The sequence below is a fragment of the Citrobacter sp. TBCS-14 genome (assembly GCF_005280805.1).
GTDB lineage: Bacteria > Pseudomonadota > Gammaproteobacteria > Enterobacterales > Enterobacteriaceae > Citrobacter > Citrobacter gillenii.
On the sequence record NZ_SZWM01000141.1, the window covers coordinates 67397 to 85509 of the forward strand.

An 18113-nucleotide genomic window follows, 5' to 3' on the forward strand; every position below is an offset into this window, starting at 1 on the left:
AAGATGGACTCACTGAACAGACACACTAAGGAACAGACTTATGCGTCAAAGAACGATTGTTTGCCCATTAATTCAAAATGAAGGGTGTTATTTACTGTGCAAAATGGCCGACGATCGCGGCGTGTTCCCCGGTCAATGGGCACTTTCAGGTGGCGGCGTTGAGCCGGGTGAGCGTATCGAAGAGGCCTTGCGTCGCGAAGTGCGCGAAGAATTGGGCGAGCAGCTGGTGCTCACAGAGATAACTCCGTGGACCTTTAGTGATGATATCCGCACCAAAACCTATGCTGATGGTCGCCAGGAAGAGATCTACATGATTTATCTGATCTTCGATTGTGTTTCAGCCAATCGTGAGGTGAAGATTAACGAAGAGTTTCAGGACTTCGCCTGGGTTAAACCGCAGGACCTCGCCCATTACGACTTAAACGTCGCCACCCGAAAAACGTTAAAACTGAAAGGACTACTGTAGTTTTTGTCACGATGAAATTGGCTGTATGTGTACCGGCATTGCTTAATTTTTTAATAAAATGGAGTAATGTCGGTAGCTCGCGACGAAAAATAAAATATAAAAACATTTCACTTTCAAAGTGATAATCACAAAAATCAAAACACTCCACATTATTTCTCAACCTTAAACTCTTAAGGATAAATTAACCTTCAATCATTAATCTTTGCAGCCTGATGAAATAATTAACGACACCTCTATTTATCATCCTAATAAATATGCGATGGCGTTTAATGGCTTGAAGGAATAATGATGTCTGACTTTTTGCCTTTCTCTCGCCCGGCCTTCGGTACTGAAGAGCTTGCCGCCGTCAAAACCGTTCTGGACTCAGGATGGATAACCACCGGCCCTAAAAATCAGCAACTGGAAGAGGCATTCTGTCGGCTGACAGGAAACCAACATGCCGTTGCCGTCTGCTCAGCTACAGCAGGTATGCACATCACGCTGATGGCGCTGGACGTAGGCGCAGGTGATGAGGTGATCACCCCGTCGATGACGTGGGTTTCCACGATCAATATGATTGTCCTGTTGGGTGCGACGCCGGTGATGATCGATGTCGACCGCGATACGCTGATGGTCACTCCCGAACAAATTGAAGCCGCGATAACCCCACGAACCAAAGCGATTATTCCGGTGCATTACGCCGGTGCCCCAACTGACCTTGATGCAATTTATGCCATCGGCGAGCGTTATAGCATCCCGGTCATCGAAGACGCCGCACATGCGGTGGGAACCTTATACAAGGGCCGTCATGTTGGCGCGCGCGGTACGGCGATTTTCTCCTTTCACGCCATCAAAAATGTTACCTGCGCGGAAGGTGGTCTGATTGTTACCGACAACAGCGCGCTCGCGCAACGGCTTCGCAGTCTGAAATTCCACGGTCTGGGCGTGGATGCCTATGACCGGCAAACCTTTGGTCGTGCACCGCAGGCGGAAGTTCTGGCCCCAGGATACAAGTACAACCTGACCGATATCAATGCTGCCATCGCCCTGGTGCAACTGGATAAACTGGGTCGAATAAATGCACGTCGCGCTGAAATTGCGCACCACTATCAGCACGCGCTGGCCGATACACCTTTTCAGCCGTTGAGCTTGCCGCAGTGGTCGCACGTTCACGCCTGGCATCTGTTTATTATTCGTGTTGACGAGGCACGCTGCGGCCTGAGTCGGGACGCCTTAATGGAAGCACTGAAGGCTGAAGGTATCGGTACCGGTCTGCATTTTCGCGCGGCGCACACGCAAAAGTATTATCGCGAACGCTTCCCCACCCTGTCGCTCCCCAACACAGAATGGAATAGCGCCCGCATCTGTTCACTGCCTTTATTTCCCGACATGACCGCCGACGATACCCAGCGCGTCATCACGGCACTTCGCCGGATAGCAGGACAATGACCATGTTTGAAGCCACACCGATTAAAAAAGTCTCGGTAGTCATTCCCGTTTTTAACGAACAGGAAAGCCTGCCGGAGTTAATCAGACGTACCTGTGCCGCCTGCGAAAAACTGGGGAAAGACTATGAAATCCTGCTGATCGATGACGGCAGCAGCGACAATTCCGCACAGTTGATGATGGATGCCTCACAGGCCCACAACAGCCATATTGTCTCTATTCTGCTGAATCGCAATTACGGGCAGCACTCGGCGATTATGGCCGGTTTCAGCCACGTCACCGGTGATTTGGTCATCACGCTGGATGCCGACTTGCAGAACCCACCAGAAGAGATCCCACGGCTGGTCGCCACCGCAGACCAGGGCTTTGACGTGGTCGGAACGGTGCGCCAAAACAGGCAAGACAGCATCTTTCGTAAGACGGCCTCGAGGATGATCAACCATTTGATTCAACGTACCACCGGTAAAGCGATGGGGGATTATGGCTGCATGCTACGCGCCTATCGCCGTCACATCGTTGATGCCATGCTCCATTGCCAGGAGCGCAGCACCTTCATTCCCATTCTGGCCAACATCTTTGCCCGTCGCGCGACGGAAATCCCGGTGCACCATGCAGAGCGTGAATTTGGCGACTCTAAGTACAGCTTTATGCGTTTGATTAACCTGATGTATGACCTGGTGACCTGCCTGACCACCACGCCGCTGCGCATGCTGAGCCTGCTGGGCAGCGTGATTGCCGCCACGGGTTTCACCCTGTCCGTTCTGCTGGTCGTTCTTCGTCTGACGCTGGGTCCGCAGTGGGCAGCTGAGGGGGTCTTTATGCTGTTTGCCGTGCTGTTTACGTTTATCGGCGCACAGTTCATTGGTATGGGTTTACTCGGCGAATATATCGGTCGCATCTATAACGATGTCCGCGCCCGCCCCCGCTACTTTGTTCAACACGTTATTCGTCCACACACCACGCAGTCAAACGAGGAAAACCACGCATGAAAGCCGTCGTATTTGCTTATCACGATATGGGATGTCAGGGAATTCAAGCTTTGCTGGATGCGGGTTATGACATCGCTGCTATTTTCACGCACACCGATAACCCCGGTGAAAAAGCGTTTTTTGGCTCCGTCTCCCGGCTTGCGGCCAGCGCAGGGATCCCGGTCTATGCGCCGGACAACGTCAATCATCCGTTGTGGGTTGAGCGCATCAGCCAGCTGGCACCTGATGTTATCTTCTCCTTCTACTATCGCAATTTACTCAGCGATGACATTCTTAATCTCGCACCGGTAGGCGCATTTAACCTGCACGGCTCGCTATTGCCGAAATACCGTGGCCGCGCACCACTGAACTGGGTGCTGGTCAATGGCGAAACGGAAACGGGCGTCACGCTTCACCGTATGGTCAAACGCGCAGATGCCGGGGCGATTGTTGCCCAGCAGCGTGTGGCTATTTCACCCGATGACATGGCATTAACGCTGCATCATAAACTGTGCCAGACGGCCCGCCAAATGCTGGAACAAACGCTGCCTGCTATCAAAACGGCTGACTTTCAGCAGCGCCACCAGCAGGAAGCCGATGCAACCTATTTTGGTCGTCGCACGCCGGACGACAGCGTCCTTGACTGGAACAAACCGGCCGGGCAGTTACATAACAGGGTACGTGCCGTCTCCGATCCCTGGCCTGGCGCGTTTAGCTATGCAGGAACACAAAAATTTACCGTCTGGTCATCACGCCCGTGTACGAATACCATCGGCGCACAACCGGGCACCGTGATAAGCGCATCGCCATTGCAAATAGCCTGTGCCGATGGCGCACTTGAAATTATTACCGGGCAAGCGGGCGATGGCATTGCCATGCAAGGTTCACAGCTGGCACAGGTTCTGGGTCTGGTGGTGGGGTCTCGCCTGAACGGCCAGCAGGTTTCCGCCAGCAAACGTCGTACCCGTGTTCTGATCCTCGGCGTGAACGGTTTTATCGGTAACCACCTGACCGAACGCCTGCTGCAAGAAGAAAACTACGAGGTTTATGGGCTGGATATTGGCAGCGATGCGATTGGACGTTTTTTGTCACACCCCCGCTTCCATTTTGTCGAAGGCGATATCAGTATTCATTCTGAATGGATTGAATACCATGTGAAAAAATGCGACGTCGTGCTGCCGCTGGTGGCGATTGCCACGCCGATTGAATACACCCGCAACCCGCTGCGTGTCTTTGAGCTCGATTTTGAAGAAAACCTGAAAATCATTCGCTACTGCGTGAAATACCAGAAACGCATTATTTTCCCGTCAACGTCCGAAGTGTACGGCATGTGTAGCGATAAGGTCTTTGATGAAGACAGCTCAAACCTTACAGTCGGCCCGGTCAATAAGCCGCGTTGGATCTATTCCGTTTCTAAGCAGCTTCTGGATCGCGTTATTTGGGCGTACGGCGAAAAAGAAGGACTGCGCTTCACGCTGTTCCGTCCATTTAACTGGATGGGACCACGTCTCGACAGCCTGAACGCTGCCCGTATTGGTAGCTCACGCGCCATTACTCAGTTGATCCTCAATCTGGTGGAAGGTTCGCCGATTAAGCTGATTGAAGGCGGTAAGCAGAAGCGTTGCTTTACTGATATTCGCGACGGTATCGAGGCGCTGTTCCGCATCATAGAAAACGCCGGTGGACGCTGTGACGGCGAGATTATCAACATCGGTAACCCGGATAACGAAGCCAGCATTCAGGAACTGGCAGAAATGCTGCTGAGCTGCTTTGAAAAACATCCACTGCGTCAGCACTTTCCGCCGTTCGCCGGCTTCCGTGACGTTGAAAGCAGCTGCTACTATGGTAAAGGTTATCAGGACGTTGAACACCGTAAACCGAGTATTCGTAATGCCCGACGCTGTCTGAACTGGGAGCCGACCATCGACATGCGGGAAACGGTAGAAGAGACCCTCGATTTCTTCTTACGCAGCGTGGACATCACGGAACACACATCATGACCAAAGTGGGCTTGCGCATTGATGTCGATACCTTCAGGGGGACGCGCGAAGGCGTGCCCCGCCTGCTGGAGACATTGAACCGACATAACGTTCGGGCAAGTTTTTTCTTTAGCGTTGGACCTGACAACATGGGACGCCATCTCTGGCGTCTGGTGAAACCGCAATTTTTGTGGAAGATGCTGCGCTCAAACGCAGTCTCTCTCTACGGGTGGGATATTTTACTGGCCGGGACCGCGTGGCCAGGAAAAGAAATAGGCCACGCGAATGCTGCCATTATTGCGCAAGCCGCCCGGGTTCACGAAACCGGCCTGCACGCCTGGGATCACCATGCCTGGCAGGCGCGAAGTGGCACCTGGAATGACAAACAGCTGATTGATGATATTTCTCAAGGTATTACCGTGCTTGAGGCCATCACCGGACAGCCTGTCACCTGCTCAGCCGCTGCCGGATGGCGTGCTGACGAACGCATCGTCCACGCCAAAGAAGCCTTTAACCTACGCTACAACAGCGATTGTCGGGGCTCTTCACTATTTCGCCCGCTGCTTGCGACGGGGAAAGCCGGCACGCCGCAGATTCCCGTCACTTTACCGACCTGGGATGAAGTGATTGGCCGGGAAGTGCAGGCTGTCGACTTCAATGGCTGGATCCTCTCCCACATGCTGATGAACACAGCAACGCCGGTGTACACCATTCATGCGGAAGTTGAAGGGATCGCCTGCCATCACGATTTTGATGACTTGCTGACTCGAGCCGCTGATGCGGGCATTACGTTTTGCCCGCTTGGTGAACTCCTGCCAGACGATATCTCTACGCTACCAACAGGCCAGGTCGTTCGCGGCAAAATACCCGGCAGAGAGGGATGGCTCGGCTGTCAGTACCCGGTGAGTGTGTCACGATGAAATCTCTACGTTATACCGTGGCGTTTATCGCCTTTATTGCGCTGTATTATATTGTTCCCATCAATAGCCGCCTGCTGTGGCAGCCTGACGAAACGCGCTACGCGGAAATTAGCCGGGAAATGCTCAGCTCGGGCGACTGGATAGTCCCGCACTTTCTCGGGTTACGCTATTTTGAAAAACCGATTGCCGGATACTGGTTAAACAGTATCGGGCAGTGGTTATTTGGTGCAAACAATTTTGGCGTCAGGGCGGGCGCTATTTTTTCCACCCTACTCACCGCGCTACTGGTGGCCTGGCTTGCCATGCGACTCTGGCAGGATAAACGCACCGCCGTACTCTCCTCAGTAATTTTCTTAACGTTTTTTTCCGTTTACAGCATCGGCACCTACGCAGTTCTCGATCCTATCATCGCCCTGTGGCTGATGGCGGGCATGTGCTGTTTTTGGCAAGGCATGCAGGCCACCACTAAAACCGGCAAAATCATCGCCTTTTTGCTGTTGGGGCTGGCCTGCGGCATGGGGGTGATGACCAAAGGTTTTCTCGCACTGGCGGTCCCGGTTCTCAGCGTGCTGCCGTGGGTATTAGTACAAAAACGATGGAAAGATCTCTTTCTCTACGGTCTGCTGGCGGTGGTCGGTTGCATTGCCATTGTGTTGCCATGGGGAATAGCGATTGCCCAGCGCGAGCCGGATTTCTGGCATTACTTTTTCTGGGTCGAACATATTCAGCGTTTCGCACTGGCGGATGCCCAGCATAAAGCTCCGTTCTGGTACTACCTGCCCGTCCTTATCGCAGGCTGTTTGCCCTGGTTTGGTCTTCTGCCTGGTGCACTGCAAACGGGGTGGCGTGAGCGGGATACTCCGCGTAGCGCACTCTATCTGCTCGGCTGGATTGTCATGCCGATTGTGTTTTTCAGCATCGCTAAAGGAAAACTCCCCACCTATATTCTTTCCTGCTTCGCGCCGCTGGCTCTCCTCATCGCGCGTTTCGGTATGCAGGCGGCCAAGGAAGGATCCGTTGCCCTGCGCGTCAATGGCGGGATCAACATTCTGTTTGGGGTGATCGGCATTGTCGCCACCTTTGTGGTGTCTACACTGGGGCCGCTGCCGTTTCCCGTGTGGACGCATATCGAAACTTATAAGGTTTTTTATTCGTGGGGCATCTTTCTCATCTGGACTTTTTTCGGCTGGTATACGCTGACCAATAGCCAAAAAACCTGGAAATATGCCGCATTCTGCCCATTGGGGCTGGTGCTGTTGTTTGGATACGCGATACCCGACAGGGTCATGGAAGCGAAACAACCGCAGTTTTTTGTTGAGATGACCAAAGAGGTATTACAACCGAGTCGCTACGTGCTTGCGGACAACGTTGGCGTCGCCGCAGGTCTGGCCTGGAGCCTGAAACGCGATGACATCATCCTGTACGGGCAAATGGGCGAGCTAAAATATGGCCTGAATTATCCCGATGCCCAGGGCCGCTTTGTCAGTCAGACTGGCTTTCCCGACTGGTTAGCCCAACATCGCCAGGAGGGTATTATTACGCTGGTGCTGTCGATTTCGAAGGATCAGGATATGACCCAACTTGCCATTCCCCCCGCGGATTACGTTGATAATCAGGGGCGTCTGGTCTTGATTCAGTACCGGCCCCAATGATCTGGCTGGCGTTAGTCCTCGCCAGTCTGCTCAGCGTAGGCGGGCAACTGTGCCAGAAGCAGGCCATCCGCGCGCGCAAACGCCACATTGCGTGGTGGATGAGTCTGGCTCTGGCAAGCCTCGGTCTGGCGATGCTGTTATGGCTGGCAGTGTTGCAGAATATTCCGGTTGGCCTGGCCTATCCGATGCTGAGCCTTAACTTTGTCTGGGTCACGCTGGCAGCCTGGAAAATCTGGCGAGAGCCCGTCACAAAGCGCCATTGGCTGGGCGTGGGGCTGATTATCACCGGTATTTTTATTCTCGGGAGCGCGGTGTAATGGGGATATTCTGGGGGCTATGCAGCGTCATGATTACTTCGCTGGCTCAGTTGAGTCTCGGCTACGCGATGGACAATCTGCCGCCGATACTGCATCCGTTGCGATTTATGGAAGCGATATTTTCCGCAAGCGTCGGGACGTTAACGCTGTACGCGGGACTGGTGGGGTATTTACTGTCGGTTATCTGCTGGCACCAGGCCCTGCACCGACTGGCACTGAGCAAGGCCTACGCCCTGCTCAGCCTCAGCTACGTGCTGGTGTGGCTCGCCTCAATGTTCTTACCTGGCTGGCTGGGTTCATTTTCATGGCAGGCGCTCATCGGCGTGCTGTGCATTATGGCAGGGCTTATGACGATTTTTCTCGGACCCAGTCCAGCAATGCGCGGCGAGAAACCTTAATACCGCCACTTTTCAGCTCTGGCGGTAATTCCAGCCAGCGTACCGGTTGTTGAAAACGGGCCAGTTTATCTTTCACCCATTCAGCAAGATTGGCGTCATCCGCACGGGTATCGTATTCAACGACCGCCACCGGACGATGGCCAAACTCATGGTCTTCCAGCGGAACAACAAAGGCTTGCAGCACGTGCGGATGGGCGGCGATCACGCGTTCCACCTCTTCCGGCTGAATACCTTCCCCGCCGCTAAAGAACAGGTTGTCCATGCGACCGACAATCGTGAGCTTACCGTCGTTTAACACTCCGCGATCGCGGGTAGCAAACCAGCCTTCGCCATTAACCAGCGGAATAAGCTGCCCGTTGCGCCAGTAACCTGACGCCATGCTGGCAGCGCGCAGCCAGACTTCATCATCCACGATCCTGACCTCTCTGCCCGGCAAGGCAGAGCCGACATCGCCCAGGCCATCGGCCTCTTTCGCGCAAACCGTGGAAGCAAACTCCGTCAGCCCGTAACCACACCAGCAGCGAATCCCCTGCTCACGCGCCTGCTCGGTCAGCTCAACCGGAATGGCCGCGCCCCCCAGCAGTACCGCTTTCAACGTGATCGGTGCGTTGTTTACCAGCAAACGCCAAAGCTGCGTCGGTACCAGCGAGGCATGAGTGCAGCCTGCCAGCATCTGTTCCAGCGGTTGCTTGTCACGCACGGTCATGCGCGCACCGGCCAATAACCAGCGCCACAAAATACCCTGACCGGAAACATGAAACAGCGGTAGCGAGAGCAGCCAGTCATCCTCTGTGTCAAACGGCATTAATGACAGCACCCCCTGCGCACTCGCCAAATGTGCCTGACAGGTATGCACCGCTGCCTTAGGCAACCCGGTTGAACCGGATGTGAGTGTCATTGAACTCAATCGCAGAGGCAGCCAGTCGGCTGCATGCTCGCCAGACAGTTGCTGGATCTGCAGCGGCATCAGCCCCGAAAAGGGGTCATTGCTTTGCAGATCCAGCGCAAAACGCAGCGTTAAATCAGGGATCAACGCATCCAGCAGAGGCTGCGGCAGCTGCGGGTTCACCGGTAACACCCGCGCCCCGCACTGCAACAATGCCAGCCAGGCAAGCGCAGATGAAGGGTGATTCCAGGCACGCAACAGCACGCCGTCGCCCTCTTTCACCCCCTGAGCAGCAAACCCCGTGGCCAGCGCGTCGACGCGCGTACAGAGCTCGCGCCAATTCAGCACCTCATCATTGAGGCGTAACGCTGGCGCCTCTGCCCGAACCTGCCGCCAGTGACGCCACGGCCAGTCGGTAAACGCCGTCGCCAGGCCCGATATGCTTGTGACATCGGGCATGTCCTGCACGGTCATAGCAGTCGTTCCAGCGCATCCACGTTAATACATGGCAGCACACTGCCGGGCCAGCTGCGAACCTGCTGACACTGCATCAGGCTCAGCGTGTCCAGACCCGGTATGGTCTGCGGCGTCAGCCAGGCGGCAATCCGCGCCAGTTGGGTTAACCCCAGGCTTGACTCAATAGACGAACTGATTACCGCAGTGAGTCCGAGCGCATGCGCGGCTGCAACCTGCTCGCGAACCTTATCCAGACTACCGGTGAGCGTAGGCTTGATGATCACCGCACTCACGCCTTCTTCCGCCATAAAGGTAAAGTCGGCTTCGCGCAGGCTTTCATCCCAGGCAATGGCAATCCCGGTTTCCCGCGCAAAGGCGCGAGAATCATCACGGGTTTTGCACGGCTCTTCGAGGAAGGCAATGCGCCCGCGATAATCCGGATTGACGTACTTCGCAAACTGCTGCGCCTTCAGTGGCGTCCAGGCACGGTTAGCATCAAGACGTAAATGCAGATCGGGGATCGCCTCCAGCAGCAGGTTGGCCACCATGCCGTCACGTACAGCTTCATACAGGCCAACTTTGATCTTCGCGACTTTTTCGCCCGGCATGTCCGCCAGTTGCAGCACCAGATCGTCAGGGTCGCCGGTACACAATGGCGCGGCGCGATAATTCGCCGCCTCCGGCAATGTCCCGTCAAGCTCGGCGAGTGCGCAGCTAGCACCAAAGGCCACCGAAGGCAGCTGTGGTAAAGAGGTTTCCCCCTGCAGCCAGCCGTTTACCCAGGCCAACAGAGCCGTTTGCGCCTCTTCCCAGGTTTCCTGGCTGAAGCCCGGCAAGGGGGAGATCTCTCCCCACCCTTCACGCTCGCCGTCACGAAGACACACGTACAGCCCATCACGCGTTTTTAACCGCCTGTCACGCAAAATCACCCCCGCGTCCATGGGGATCTGCCAGCGGTATACCTGCGCGCTACGCATTACGGATTCCGTTTGAATTTGCTGAAGTCAGGCTGACGTTTCTGGTTGAACGCATTACGGCCTTCCTGACCTTCTTCCGTCATGTAGAACAGCATGGTGGCGTTACCGGCCAGCTCCTGCAGCCCCGCCTGACCATCGCAGTCGGCGTTCAGCGCTGCTTTCAGGCAGCGCAGCGCCATTGGGCTGTTTTGCAGCATTTCACGACACCAGCGCACGGTCTCTTTTTCCAGATCCGCCAGCGGAACCACGGTGTTGACCAGGCCCATATCCAGTGCCTGTTTCGCATCGTATTGACGACACAGGAACCATATTTCACGCGCTTTCTTCTGACCAACGATACGGGCCATATAAGACGCACCCCAACCGCCGTCAAAGGACCCCACTTTCGGGCCTGTCTGACCAAAGATGGCGTTTTCAGCCGCGATAGTCAGGTCACACATCATGTGCAGCACATGGCCACCACCGATGGAATAACCCGCAACCATCGCCACAACCGGCTTCGGACAGGTACGGATCTGACGCTGGAAGTCCAGCACGTTCAGGTGATGTACACCGGAGTCATCCTGGTATCCGCCGTAGTCGCCGCGTACTTTCTGATCGCCGCCCGCGCAGAACGCTTTGTCGCCTGCGCCGGTCAGGATAATCACGCCGATATTGTCGTCATAGCGCGCATCAGACATCGCCTGAATCATCTCTTTGACGGTTACAGGACGGAAAGCATTGCGTACCTGCGGACGATTGATGGTGATTTTTGCGATACCGTCGGTGGATTTTTCATAGCGAATGTCGGTATAGCCTTCAGAGCAATCGAGCCATTCTACCGGTGCGTAAAGCATTGTTTCATCAGGATAGATCATAAAATGTCCTTTAGTCAGCGACGCAGAATCTGAGCCAGACAGTCTACTACGCCCGCGGGATTGTCCCGATGCGCGTTGTGTCCGGCGTGAGGAATCACATGGTTCGGTACAGACATTTCCGTCGCCAGAGCGCGGAATTTATCGTCACGTTCACCACATAAATAATAAAACGGAAATGTGCGCGTGGTGAGCGGCGCACGTAAATCGGGTTGACCCGCCAGCGAGGTGGCCTCCAGCATAGCGGCAAGCGTAACGCCATTGTTCTGGCTACGCAGCTCAACCAGCACCTGCCGTTGCGCAGGGCTTAGCGAGGCAAAAACCGGTTGTTGGTACCAGTCGTTAAAAACATCACGTAGCGGCTCGTGGCGAAAACGTGCGGCCCAGCGACTGTCGGACAGGCGACGCTGCGCGCGCTCGTCTTCACTTTGCAGCCCCGGATGCCCGCCTTCGACCACCAGGCCGCAAAGCCCTGACATCCCCTGGCAAGCCGCCATCATCGCCACTCGGCCGCCAAGAGAATATCCCACCAGCCAGTAGTTAAGTATGTTGTAACTAAATAAAGTATTACGCAGCAGTTCGCTGACGTCATCAAATCCGCTGACGTGAATATCCGCAGAACCGCCGTGTCCGGGCAAATCAATATACAGCCGTGAACAGTCCGCAAACTGCTCCCCGACCGGCTGCCATTCCCGGCAATCGCCGGAGAAGCCGTGCAGGAAAACCAGCCAGGGGGCATCCGCCTGGTCCTTGTTCGCCTGCGCGTGCAGGATCATAGATGACTCACCTGCGCCAGCAGCTGCTGCAGGGTTTGTGCCCCGTCAGTCTCATTGACCACCAGCTCAATCACCGTGGCGGCCGGAGTACGCCAGGCTCCTGCCAGTGCACTTTCCAGCTGTTCCCAGTTTTCCGGGCGGTGATATTTGAGGTTAAACATCGCTGCCGCATGATCAAAATGGACGTTCTGCGGCATCAGATAGAACCGTTCACGCTCACTTTGCGGCGTCGGCAGCAGGGAGAAAATCTGCCCGCCGTTATTGTTCACCACAATCAGGACAAACGGTGCGGAGACCTGGCGCAATAAGGCCAGCGCATTCAGATCATACAGCGCCGATAAGTCGCCGACGATGGCCAGCGTCGATTTCGCGCTGGCTCGCTGTACACCTGCCGCGGTTGACAGTAGACCGTCGATACCGCTGGCCCCGCGATTGCTGTACACCGGATACCCTGCCGGAAGCTGAGACAGTGCGTCAATAAGACGTACCACCAGACTATTGCCGACAAACAGCTGGCCCTGTTCAGGCAGATACTCGCGAATGCGGTGCGCCAGCTGCGCTTCACCAAACGCCTCGCGACGCGCTGCCACCGTCTGCCACGCCTGTTCCGCAAGGCGTGGAACATCGACGCACCAGGGCTGGCGTTTCTCTGCCGGATGCAAATCCAGCCAGTCGCTAACCTTCGCGACTAACCTGCGTCCACGATGATGAGCGGGATCCAGCCGTCCTTCGATATTGTCGACAATCCAGTATTCTTGCGGGTTACAGGTAGCCTGCCATTGCAACAGACGTTTTCCGGTCAGGCTGCTGCCCAACTGCACCACAATCTGTGCCTGCTGTAATTCGGTCACCGCTTTCGCATTGCCCAACCACAGGTCGGCACACGGCAGCGGCTGTCCGGTTTGCGACAGCACATCGCCAATCAGCGGCCAGCCTAACGTCTGCGCCCACAGCGCAACTTTCTTACCCTCTTCCGCCGTCATACGCCCGGCAATCACCACGCCGCGCTTTTGCCGCCAGAAGAACCAGTCGCGCTGTTTGTCACTTTCCAGCCGACGCGCTTCGCGCAGCCAGGGTTTATCATCCTGCCACCAGTCACCCAGCCGCTGCTGCCACTCAATGCCTGTGTCGTCCATCTCGCCATACAGCGGCTCTGCAAACGGGCAGTTAATGTGTACCGCACCGCTGTGCAGTGAAGCCATGGCATTATCGAGGGTGGAAACCAGCCAACTGGCGGGAATATCCTGCGTCGGACGCGGTAAAGAGAGCGTTTGCGATGGATGAGAAGCAAACATTCCCGGCTGACGAATCGCCTGATTCGCCCCGCAGTCGATAAGCTCAGGCGGTCTGTCCGCCGTGAGTAAAATCAGTTTTTCACCGGTGAGACCGGCTTCGATAAGCGCCGGATACAAATTCGCTACCGCCGTACCGGAGGTCACAATCACCGCAACCGGCTGCCGACTGACCTTGGCCAGACCTAAGGCCAGATGCCCCAACCCGCGCTCGTCAAAGTGGGTATGGTGGATAAAGGCAGAATTCTCCGCTGCGGCCAGCGTCAATGGCGTCGAACGAGAGCCAGGCGCAATGCAAACATGCCTGACGCCGTGGCGAGTGAGTGCTTCCAGTATGACCGCCGCCCAGCGTCGGTTAAATGCGCTTACTGACATAAGATTGTCCGGTATCAATATTGCGACACAGTATAAAGAATCGAATAAATGGATTTTTGATATGAGTCGATAATGTGTGACTCATTAGGCTTCCATCTGTAATAAAGTACGTAAACCCGCCGCTTTATTGTCTATTTCCTGCCATTCTTGTTCGGGATCGGAGCCGCGCACAATCCCGGCCCCAGCGTACAGGCGCACCACATTGCCGCTAATTTTCGCCGAACGTAGCGACACGCAAAACTCACTTTGTTGCAGGGAGAGATATCCCGCAGAGCCGGCATACCATTCTCGTTCAAAAGGTTCATTATGCTGGATGAATGCGCGCGCCCGTTCACGCGGAATGCCCGCCACTGCCGCGGTCGGCTGGAGCTGCATCAGGCAAAGCGTATCGTCCGGTTGATTCAGCGCAGTCCAGATACAGCGGCGCAGATGCTGCACTTTGCGCAGTCTGAGCACCTGCGGTGGCAGCACGTCGAGGGTTTGCGTACAGTTTTGCAGTCGCTGACAGATATCTTCCACCACCAGCATATTCTCACGCTGGTTTTTATCGTCCTTCATCAGCCACTCGCCGAGCTGCCAGGCCCGGTGGTCGTCAGGATGATTAGCGACGGTTCCGGCCAGCGCTTCGGTACGCAGCGCCGTGTCACGCCGCCGATACAGACGTTCAGGAGACGATCCCAAAAAAGCGCACTCGGCGGAAAACGCCATAAAGAAATGGTAGCAGTTAAGGTTTAAGCGACGACTGGAGGCCATCACCGACGCGGCGTTCACCGGCTGTGAGAACTGTAAGTCGGTTGCCCGCGCCAGCACCACTTTGTCGAGCGCTTCCCCGGCAATGGTTTGGGTGGCCAGTTCAATCAGGCGCGTCCAGCCCGCTTTATCCGGCCAGTGCTGCTCAGCGGTTAAATTCAGGCGCAGTGCGGGAAGCGGCTTCACGTTGGCAAGCGTTGAAAGGAAGGCGCGCGCGTGCACGGCATCGTCTTGCAGCGACACGTCGCTATACAGGTGTAACCGTAAGGTTGCCACGCCTGCGCAACGCCGCCATTCCAGGCGAGGTAGCAGTAAATTACCGCGCTGGGGTTCAAACGCATTCAGGCCCCAGATGCGCAGTTCAGGATGGTCTTCATGCTGGTGTAAAAACTGCTGAGCGACGGCCAGAGAGGAAAACGTGGCCACGGCACCCAGCACGGCGGCTTCTTCATCACCGTTACGCTGTTGCCAATAAAACTGCGGCCAGACGGGTTGACTGGCCAGCCAGCCCAAAGCGTCGAAAGCATCATTCAGAGGGAAAGGGATGTCGTAAATACGAATGCCAGGTGCTGCCGGTATCTCTTGCGTCAAAAGGCGCATCAGATTTTCCAGCGCAGTAGTAATTGAATGCACGCAGACCTCTCCCTGTTAAAAACCTCTCATTATACGGGGTACTGACGAGAAAAAGCAGTACCCCCGTTTAGGGAGTACTGACAAATGCGATGAAGGTGTCGAATTTATCGCCGTGCTAACAATAAACCCATCACTAAACCGACCGTTGCACCCACGCCGATCCCGCGCCACGGTTTATCATGCACATAGTCATCTGCCCGGCAAACGGCCTTTTTCGCGCGATAATAATAGCTGTCCGAAGCGTGGCTGACGCGATTTCTCACCTCTTCTAACGCCTGTTCGGCTTTCGCTTTTAACTCCAGGTACTTCTGGTCGGCAGGATCGCCCGACGAGCGCAGCACTTCTTCCAGCGTTTCACTGAGTAATTCCAGGTCATCATCAATACGTGATTCATAAGAATGAAAAGACATTATTTTCTCCCTTTCTATTTACGTACCCGCTAACTATAGACGACCTGAGCTGTTTACGCTTGATGTCCCTCACGCGCCATGCCGATGTGCGGAATACCATCTTCATCATAGATATCCGTCACCGGAACGAAACCAAAGCGCGCGTAGAAAGGTTGCAGATGCGCCTGCGCGCCCAGATACAACGCCTTGTGCGGCCAGTGCTGAGCACAGGATGCCAGCGTCTGCGTCATCAGCTGCTGCCCCAGTTTTTCCCCGCGTAACGCAGCGCTGACAATCACCCGGCCGATAACCACCGGCTCGAGATCGTCGTCGCTTTTCAGAATCCTCGCATACGCCACCAGCCGATCATTATGCCATCCCAGAAGGTGTCGGTTTTCACCCGTCAGGTCATCGCCGTCCACATCCTGATATGGACACTGTTGCTCAACAACAAACACCGCACAGCGCAGCTGAAGAATGGCATACAGTTGCTGGACGGTCAGTTCTGTATGGTGGAGATCTTGCCAGTGAATCATTGTCTGCCCCTTGGTTGTGATAACCTGAACACCCTGCCTTATTGACGGCGAAAAGTGTAATACTAAGATGGAATTAATTTTTTTAGGCACGTCTGCGGGTGTCCCCACGCGCTCCCGCAATGTAACGGCAATATTACTCAATCTGCAACACCCTACTCAGGCGGGATTGTGGCTTTTCGATTGCGGCGAAGGAACGCAGCACCAGATGCTGACCACGCCATTCAATCCGGGAAAACTCGATCGTATTTTTATCAGCCATTTGCACGGCGATCACCTTTTTGGCCTGCCGGGACTGCTGTGCAGCCGCTCGATGGCCGGAAACGTCCAGCCGTTGACGCTGTACGGGCCAAAAGGGTTACGTGAATTTACCGAGACTGCATTACGCCTGAGCGGCTCCTGGACCGATTATCCGCTGGAGATTGTGGAAATTACCGCCGGAGAAATTCTCGACGACGGTCTGCGTAAAGTAACGGCTTTCGCGCTGGCGCATCCGCTCGAATGTTACGGTTTTCGCGTTGAGGAACATGACAAACCCGGTGCGCTTGACGCCAGCGCGCTGAAGGCAGCGGGCGTTAAGCCAGGGCCGTGGTTCCAGGATCTCAAAGCCGGTAAAACCGTCGTGCTGGAAGATGGTCGTTCCCTTAACGGTGCTGATTTTCTCGCCCCGGCGATTCCGGGCAAATCCGTGGCGATATTTGGCGATACCGCGCCGTGCGCCTCCGCCCTCGAACTGGCAAAAGGGGTGGATGTGATGGTACATGAGACCACGCTGGACGCCTCGATGGAAGAAAAGGCCAACAGTCGGGGACACAGCTCCACCCGCCAGGCTGCGATGCTGGCACGGGAGGCAGGTGTGGGCCGATTGATTATGACTCACGTCAGCTCGCGTTATGATGAAAAAGGCTGCCAACGTTTGCTCGAAGAGTGCCGGGCGCTGTTTGCGGACACCGAACTGGCGCACGATTTCGCCGTTTTCACGGTTTAACGCTCTATTTTTCCGCCTCAGTGCCGATAACAGTGAAAAGGCTGGCGTTCACACTGAGGACAGGATGAATAATATTCAGAAAGACATTGATGACAGGACAAACCTAACCCTGTCTAACCGCTTTGAACTGCTGCTGTTTCGCCTCGGCACATCGCTGGATGAGCAGAAATCAGAGCTGTTTGGCATCAACGTATTTAAGCTGCGCGAAATTGTCCCCATGCCCGCATTTACGCGTCCGGCGGGCATGAAAGCCCCGTTGCTGGGCATGGTGAACATTCGCGATCAGGTGATCCCGGTGATCGACCTGCCCGCCGTTGCCGGATGCAAGCCTGAGACCGGCCTGAACATCCTGCTGATCACCGAATACGCCCGTAGCGTACAGGCGTTTGCGGTAGAGTCAGTGGAAAACATTATGCGCCTGGACTGGCAGCAGGTGCATACCGCCGAGAAAGCCGTCAACGGTCGCTATATCACCAGCATCGCCTGTCTGGATGACAACAAAGAAACCAACAACCTGGCGCTGGTACTCGACGTCGAACAGATCCTGTATGACATTGTGCCGTCAAACCACGATCTGCGCGCCACCCACCTGGAGACCAGTAAATTCAATATCACCCCAGGTGCTGTGGCGATTGTGGCAGAAGATTCTAAGGTCGCCCGCGCGATGCTGGAAAAAGGGCTTAACGCCATGAACATTCCGCACCAGATGCATGTCACCGGCAAAGACGCGTGGGAAAAAATTCAGCAGCTGTCCCTGGAAGCGCAGGCGGAAGGCAAGCCCATCAGCGAGAAAATTGCGCTGGTGCTTACCGATCTGGAAATGCCGGAGATGGACGGCTTTACGCTGACCCGCAAGATTAAGACCGATGAACGCCTGAAGAAGATCCCGGTCGTCATCCACTCGTCCCTTTCCGGCAGCGCCAATGAAGATCACGTGCGCAGAGTGAAGGCCGATGGCTACGTGGCGAAATTCGAGATCAACGAGCTGTCTTCCGTAATCCAGGAAGTGATGGAGCGCGCGGCGAAAGACATTAATGGGCCACTGGTGAGCCGCCAGATTTCAGCCTGACTGAACTCAG

At 55.4% G+C, this 18113-nt stretch carries 18 protein-coding genes; 10 read left to right on the forward strand and 8 right to left on the reverse strand.

Features of this window, described 5'->3' with window-relative positions; all coding sequences use genetic code 11:
• Positions 1–40: 40 nt before the first annotated feature.
• From nudI to arnF, 8 genes are all read left to right on the forward strand, one after another.
• Positions 41–466 (forward strand): nucleoside triphosphatase NudI, encoded by a 426-nt coding sequence (gene nudI, locus FDX22_RS02755; protein WP_115257926.1) that lies wholly within the window; start codon positions 41–43, stop codon positions 464–466.
• Between the two features lie 288 nt (positions 467–754).
• Positions 755–1894: a UDP-4-amino-4-deoxy-L-arabinose aminotransferase gene (gene arnB / locus FDX22_RS02760; protein WP_146716678.1), complete on the forward strand. Its 1140-nt coding sequence runs from the start codon at positions 755–757 to the stop codon at positions 1892–1894.
• 2 nt (positions 1895–1896) lie between these two features.
• A complete protein-coding gene (arnC, locus tag FDX22_RS02765) occupies positions 1897–2880 on the forward strand; it encodes an undecaprenyl-phosphate 4-deoxy-4-formamido-L-arabinose transferase (RefSeq protein ID WP_135911694.1) in 984 nt (327 codons plus the stop codon).
• Positions 2877–4859 (forward strand): bifunctional UDP-4-amino-4-deoxy-L-arabinose formyltransferase/UDP-glucuronic acid oxidase ArnA, encoded by a 1983-nt coding sequence (arnA, locus tag FDX22_RS02770; protein ID WP_146716679.1) that lies wholly within the window; start codon positions 2877–2879, stop codon positions 4857–4859. The genes arnC and arnA overlap by 4 nt, the downstream gene beginning before the upstream one ends.
• The gene (arnD, locus tag FDX22_RS02775) at positions 4856–5758 is read left to right on the forward strand and encodes a 4-deoxy-4-formamido-L-arabinose-phosphoundecaprenol deformylase (protein WP_146716680.1); all 903 of its coding nucleotides are present in this window, start codon (positions 4856–4858) and stop codon (positions 5756–5758) included. The genes arnA and arnD overlap by 4 nt, the downstream gene beginning before the upstream one ends.
• Positions 5755–7410, forward strand: a complete 1656-nt coding sequence (gene arnT / locus FDX22_RS02780; RefSeq protein ID WP_146716681.1) for a lipid IV(A) 4-amino-4-deoxy-L-arabinosyltransferase — start codon at positions 5755–5757, stop codon at positions 7408–7410. Before arnD ends, arnT begins: the two co-directional genes overlap by 4 nt.
• Positions 7407–7727 (forward strand): 4-amino-4-deoxy-L-arabinose-phosphoundecaprenol flippase subunit ArnE, encoded by a 321-nt coding sequence (gene arnE, locus FDX22_RS02785; RefSeq protein WP_146716682.1) that lies wholly within the window; start codon positions 7407–7409, stop codon positions 7725–7727. The genes arnT and arnE overlap by 4 nt, the downstream gene beginning before the upstream one ends.
• Positions 7727–8125: a 4-amino-4-deoxy-L-arabinose-phosphoundecaprenol flippase subunit ArnF gene (gene arnF / locus FDX22_RS02790; RefSeq protein ID WP_146716683.1), complete on the forward strand. Its 399-nt coding sequence runs from the start codon at positions 7727–7729 to the stop codon at positions 8123–8125. Before arnE ends, arnF begins: the two co-directional genes overlap by 1 nt.
• Here the strand turns inward: arnF and menE are convergent.
• The 8 genes from menE to FDX22_RS02830 form a co-directional block, all read right to left on the reverse strand.
• Positions 8073–9485, reverse strand: a complete 1413-nt coding sequence (gene menE / locus FDX22_RS02795; protein ID WP_146716684.1) for an o-succinylbenzoate--CoA ligase — start codon at positions 9483–9485, stop codon at positions 8073–8075. The genes arnF and menE overlap by 53 nt on opposite strands.
• Positions 9482–10444, reverse strand: a complete 963-nt coding sequence (gene menC, locus FDX22_RS02800) for an o-succinylbenzoate synthase (RefSeq protein WP_096756387.1) — start codon at positions 10442–10444, stop codon at positions 9482–9484. The genes menE and menC overlap by 4 nt, the downstream gene beginning before the upstream one ends.
• Positions 10444–11301: a 1,4-dihydroxy-2-naphthoyl-CoA synthase gene (gene menB / locus FDX22_RS02805; RefSeq protein WP_096756386.1), complete on the reverse strand. Its 858-nt coding sequence runs from the start codon at positions 11299–11301 to the stop codon at positions 10444–10446. The genes menC and menB overlap by 1 nt, the downstream gene beginning before the upstream one ends.
• Positions 11302–11315: 14 nt before the next feature.
• Positions 11316–12074 (reverse strand): 2-succinyl-6-hydroxy-2,4-cyclohexadiene-1-carboxylate synthase, encoded by a 759-nt coding sequence (menH, locus tag FDX22_RS02810; RefSeq protein ID WP_146716685.1) that lies wholly within the window; start codon positions 12072–12074, stop codon positions 11316–11318.
• Entirely contained in the window at positions 12071–13741 is a 1671-nt protein-coding gene (gene menD / locus FDX22_RS02815; protein WP_117343414.1) for a 2-succinyl-5-enolpyruvyl-6-hydroxy-3-cyclohexene-1-carboxylic-acid synthase, read from the reverse strand. The genes menH and menD overlap by 4 nt, the downstream gene beginning before the upstream one ends.
• Positions 13742–13825: 84 nt before the next feature.
• Positions 13826–15124, reverse strand: coding sequence for an isochorismate synthase MenF (gene menF / locus FDX22_RS02820; RefSeq protein WP_117343413.1), 1299 nt, complete (start codon positions 15122–15124; stop codon positions 13826–13828).
• A 104-nt stretch (positions 15125–15228) separates the two neighbouring features.
• Positions 15229–15534 (reverse strand): stress response protein ElaB, encoded by a 306-nt coding sequence (gene elaB / locus FDX22_RS02825; protein ID WP_096756382.1) that lies wholly within the window; start codon positions 15532–15534, stop codon positions 15229–15231.
• A 53-nt stretch (positions 15535–15587) separates the two neighbouring features.
• Positions 15588–16049: a GNAT family N-acetyltransferase gene (locus tag FDX22_RS02830; RefSeq protein ID WP_096756381.1), complete on the reverse strand. Its 462-nt coding sequence runs from the start codon at positions 16047–16049 to the stop codon at positions 15588–15590.
• A 67-nt stretch (positions 16050–16116) separates the two neighbouring features.
• Between FDX22_RS02830 and rbn the strand changes: the two genes are divergently transcribed.
• The gene (rbn, locus tag FDX22_RS02835; RefSeq protein ID WP_117343411.1) at positions 16117–17034 is read left to right on the forward strand and encodes a ribonuclease BN; all 918 of its coding nucleotides are present in this window, start codon (positions 16117–16119) and stop codon (positions 17032–17034) included.
• Positions 17035–17098: 64 nt separating this feature from the next.
• Positions 17099–18103: a chemotaxis protein gene (locus tag FDX22_RS02840; RefSeq protein ID WP_096756379.1), complete on the forward strand. Its 1005-nt coding sequence runs from the start codon at positions 17099–17101 to the stop codon at positions 18101–18103.
• Positions 18104–18113 lie beyond the last annotated feature (10 nt).